The 1,319-nt window shown below is 34.8% G+C and carries 1 protein-coding gene; it reads right to left on the bottom strand.

The features are described 5' to 3' along the window. Positions 1-61 precede the first annotated feature (61 nt). A protein-coding gene (locus tag C8N37_RS22630) for an IS3 family transposase (protein WP_108161036.1) occupies positions 62-1,278 on the bottom strand; the annotation gives its coding sequence in 2 pieces (ribosomal slippage) (positions 62-945 and positions 945-1,278; 1,218 coding nt in all). Positions 1,279-1,319: the final 41 nt, after the last annotated feature.

The raw sequence follows: 1,319 nt of genomic DNA, 5'->3' as shown, positions 1-1,319 counted from the left end.
TGTAGCGTCCTAGAATAGGTTGACATATAAATTTAACGATAATTATCCTTACTTGACTATTTCAAGTAAGGATTTTTTGTTTATGTACTTGACTAGGTGTTTTATATTTTAATGCTGTATGTGGTCTTCTATTATTATATAATTTCACTGATTGCCTAATCATGGTGTTTGCTTGTTTAATGTTTTTAGGCCTGCTAATCAGAAACTCATTTTTCAATATACCATTTATCCTCTCAGCAAGAGCATTTTGATAACAATCATGACCATCAGTCATGGAGCAAATAATGTTGTTTTCACGATGTATTTCTTGATATTGCATTGAACAATATTGTAATCCTCTATCCGAATGATGTATCAAAGGGAGATGGCTTGTTCTTGATTTAATAGCCATTTTTAATGCTTTAGCGACACCATCAGTGCTTAAATCATGATGTAAATGAAATCCTACAATTTTTCTAGACCAAGCATCCGTTACTAAACTTAAATAGGCAGTTTTTTCCTTAGTTTGAATATAAGTGATGTCAGAAACCCATATTTCTTCTGCTCTGACAGCTTTTTTCTCTTTTAGAAGATTGGGGTACTTATGCAACCAATGTTTTGAATTGGTTGTTTTGATATAACTTCTTGCGGGCTTTATTAATAAATGTTCCGAACGTAAGAAATTGAACAGCGCATCTCTGCCTATTTTGATGTGAAGCGTATTAAATCGTTCTTTCAACATAAAGTACAGCTTACGCGTTCCTAAACGGGGAAGGTACATCCGTTCTTTCAGAATTTCCTGCTTAATTTGTTTCAACTCTAATAGCCGGGAATGGATACGGTTTAATTTTTGGTAGTAACCTTGCCGACTAATCCCAAACAGTCTACAGACTTTGGAAAGGCTTATTAATCCTTTTTCTCGAAGCCTTTCGACTGTTTGGGTAAAAACTTTTTTGGCACGATCATACCATATTCTTTTTCCATAATCTCAAGCATAGTTTTGTAAACTAGATTGCGATCCTGTTCATCTTTCAAAGCCTTTTCTAACAACTTAATACGTTGTTCTGGACTAGGATCAATATGCTTATTCATAGCGTGTTGCTTTGGTAAACTCCAATCTAAGTTACCAAGTTTTCTTAACCAAACCAAAACCGTACTTCGTCCTTGGATACCATAACGAGATTGTGCTTGCTTGTAGGTGAGTTCGCCTTTTTCGACTTGACTGACAACAGATAATTTAAAAGCTAGGCTATAATCTCGCTGACTCCGTCGTAAATTGTTCTTTAGTTCTTTTTTCATAATAAGCTGAGTTAGATGTCAACTTATTTCAGGACGGGACA

Source organism: Sphingobacterium faecium (assembly GCF_003054045.1).
Lineage (GTDB): Bacteria > Bacteroidota > Bacteroidia > Sphingobacteriales > Sphingobacteriaceae > Sphingobacterium > Sphingobacterium faecium.
This window is presented reverse-complemented; position numbering and strand designations above follow the sequence as displayed.